Annotated in this window: 1 protein-coding gene; it reads left to right on the forward strand. The window is 74.7% G+C overall.

Features of this window, described 5'->3' with window-relative positions:
• Positions 1-3542, forward strand: a 3542-nt coding sequence (locus DEF28_RS28910; RefSeq protein ID WP_267900218.1) for an ADP-ribosyltransferase, incomplete at both ends; no start/stop codon positions are given.

Here is a 3542-nt window from a genome sequence, read left to right on the forward strand (position 1 = left end):
GACCTACTACGACGAGCGGGCCAAGCTGCCACCGCTGGTCCGGCGGCTCATCGCCGACCCCACCGACCAGCAGGCCCGCGACGACTACGCGGCCGCCGAGAAGGCCACGGACAAGGCACGGCAGGAGTTCGAGAAGCGGTTCACCGCCTGGCGGGACGCACTGGACCGCGCCCGCGCCACGATCGGCCACCCCGGCGCCTGGTCCGGCAGTGCCACCCCCACCGCGGACACGCCGCACGGTTCGCGGCACGGCTCCGGTTCCAGCACCCCCGTCCGGGAGGCCCCGCCCGGCGGCGGGCGCTTCCCCGCCGAGAGCTCGTCCTCCGGGCGGCGGGGCGGCGGCGACCTCACCGTCATGAGGATGGAGGTCGACCCGACCGCCGTTGCGCACACCGGCCAGGGCGACCCAACGCCCCCGACGTCGGTGGACCAGGCGCGCGCCCGCGTCGCCCGGGCGCAGACCGACGTCGTGCGCTTCGAGACCGACCTGGAGACCCTCCGCACCAACCTCGGCCTCACCGAGGACGACCCCTACTACCTCGGCGGCAGGGTCGAGGCCGCCCAGCGCCGCGTCACCGCCGCCCAGACGGAGATCGACCTCGCCAGGGCCCGCCTGGCGGACGCCCGCGACGGCAACACCAGCCCCCAGATCGCGCGCGGCGAGATGGCCCGCGCGCAGGACGAACTCGACCGCGCCACCGCCGACCTCGGCCGAGCCCGCGCCGCCTTCGCCGACGCCGGCGGCAGCTACGACGCGGACGGCGCCCCCGCCCCCGGCCCCCGCTTCGGCAGCCGCACCGACGCGCCGCGGAGCACCGACGCCTCACCCGGTCCCGACGCCGGTACGCGCACCACGGCACCCCCGGGCACCGGGGCGGAGACGCCGGGTACCGTCGGCGGCCAGCGAGCGGAGGCCGCGGTCCGGGAGTGGCGGGACAACCCGGTGATCGAGGCCAACCCGGCCTTCACCGACTCGCCGCAGATGTCGTGGGCCAACGCCGCCGTCGCGCCGGTCAGCGGCCAGGTCGCGCAGTACCTGGCGACCGCCCTCCACCCCCGGCTCAACGCCAGCAGCGCCCTGCCCATGTTCACCTCCTACCTCGCCCACCGGCTCGGCGTCCCGCTGCCGGAGGTGCTGGCCGGCTTCCGCAGCACCACCCGGAGTCCTGACCGGGTCGAGCAGATGATCCGCGAGCAGTGGGCCCTCTGGCACCGCTCGGGCGCGCTGGACGGCGCCCTCGACGCCATCGCGGAGTACGGGACCCCGATCCCCTGGACCATGCGTGTCCCCCCGGCGCTGCCCTGGCAGGGCAACGGCCAGGAGCCCGGCAGCGTCGGCATGGGCCGGGCGCGCCGCTTCGCGGACGACGCCGAGGCGGTCACCTGGGCCGAGACCGCCATGCCGTTCCCCCGCATGCCGGATGAGTCGAGAAGGGCCCTCCGGGAGTACAGCGAGGAGGGCCACTCGATCGTCAACCGGGCCCTGCGCCACGGCGAGGTCCCCGTGCCGGAGGGGCTGACCCAGCAGGAGGCCGAGAGGCGCGCCACCGACCTCATCCGCCACATCGACAACGGGATCGGCCGCTCCCAGCTGCCCGAGCCGGTCATCCTGGACCGGGGCGTCGAATCCGACTTCATCGCGCGGCTGGTGCGGGACCGCTACGGCCCCGACGCGGACCCGGAGGACCCCCGGGCCGTCGAGAGCCTGGTCGGCACCACGTTCGTCGACGACGGCGTCGTCTCCACCTCCGTCGGCAGGTACCCGGCCGCCCTGCGGGACGCCTACCTCCTGATCCGCGCGCCCCAGGGGCTGCCGGTCGTCAACCTCATCAGCGTGGCGGAGTGGACCAACGACGAGCGCGAGCTCACCGTGTCCCGCGGACTCAAGTACGTGGTCCACGACGTCTACCAGAGGAAGGGGCCGAGCGCGGACTTCGAGGACGACCTGCTGTGGGTCCTCGAGGTCGAGGTCGTCCCCAACAGCTGGGAGCCGCCTCCCGGCTGGCGCCCGGCACCCCTCGACGAGTCGACCAGGTACTGGGATCCGCCGGACAGCGACGACGACATGGACGACGCGTCCGACATGTCCTCTGAGTCCGATCTCCAGGTCAACGTGGCGACCGTCGGCGCGCCGGCGGCTACCCCCGCCCCGAACGGCCGGTCCGACGGCGCCTCCCCGGAGAGCGGGATCCGGGCGGACGCCGACGGCGGCGGCCGCTCGATCGAGGACGCCCGCGCCGAGGTCGCCCGCGCCCAGACCGAGGTCGTGCGGTTCGAGACCGAACTGGAGAACACCAGGAACGCCCTCGGCCTCGCCGAAGACGACCTTTCCTACCTCGGCGGCAGGGTCGAGGCCGCCCAGCGCCGGGTCACCGCCGCCCAGGCCGAGACCGACCTCGCCCAGGCCCGCCTGGCGGACGCCCGCGGTAGCCGGACGGGCACCGAGACCGCCCGCGCGGAAATGGACCGCGCCCGGACCGAGCTCGACCGCGCCCACGCCGACCTCGACCAGGCCCGCGAGAACTACGCCCGGGCCGGCGGCACCGTCACCCCCGACGGGACACTCCAGCCCGCCTTCGAGCCCCCCGCCCCCCGGCCCGACGCCGGTGCAAGCGCCACCCGGACGCCGGAGGCGCGGTCGGGCACCGGCGTCACCGACGTCTTCCCGACCACTGGTGCCGACCGGCGGACGGAGGACGCGCTGCGGGAGTGGCAGAACAACCCCGCACTCGATGTCAACATGGCGCACGCCGACATCGGCGCCTCCGCGCCCGCGAACCGGCAGTGGCCGGCCGACGACGTCCGCGGTCAGATCCCGCCCGCGCCGCGCTGGCAGGGCACCGCCAGTGAGCCCGGCGGCGTCGGGATGGCGGCCACCCGCTTCGGCAGCGACGAGGAGGCCGTCACGTGGGCCACCCAGCACATGCCGTCGGATGGGCTCGCGCCCCACCATGAGCGGGCCGTGCAGGAGTACACGAGCAGCTCCTTCGACTGGATGAAGTCGGGGCTGCGCGAGGGGAAGGTCCCGCCCGAGTCGCGGGACGACTTCGTCCGGCTGATCCCCCAGCTCGACCAGGCGATCGCGCACAGCCACCTGCCCTCAGCGCTCAACCTGCACTGGGGTGTCAACGACGACGTGGTGCGGCAGCTGGTGGCGGCCGTGGCGCCCGGCCACCGCGGCCCGCTCACTCCGGAGATCGCCGAGCGGCTGGCGGGCACCACCTTCACGAACCTGAGTTACACCTCCACCTCCATCGGCACCCACTCGGCCGTGGTCCGCGACGCCTACGTCATGCTGCGGGTCCCCGAGGGCCACCCCGGGCTCAACGTCATGCGGGTCTCGGAGTACGGCCTCGACGAGCGCGAGATCACGCTGCCGCGGGAGATGAAGGCCGTGATCCACGGCGTCTACCAGCGGCGCATCGACCTGCCCAACGGCTTCGGCACCGACGACATCTGGTTCATCGAAGCCGAGGTCGTCCCCGCCGACTGGGAGCCCGCCCCCGACTGGCGGCCCAGCCCCCTCGGCGACGCCGACCGCG

Source organism: Marinitenerispora sediminis (assembly GCF_003336425.1).
GTDB classification, from domain to species: domain Bacteria; phylum Actinomycetota; class Actinomycetes; order Streptosporangiales; family Streptosporangiaceae; genus Marinitenerispora; species Marinitenerispora sediminis.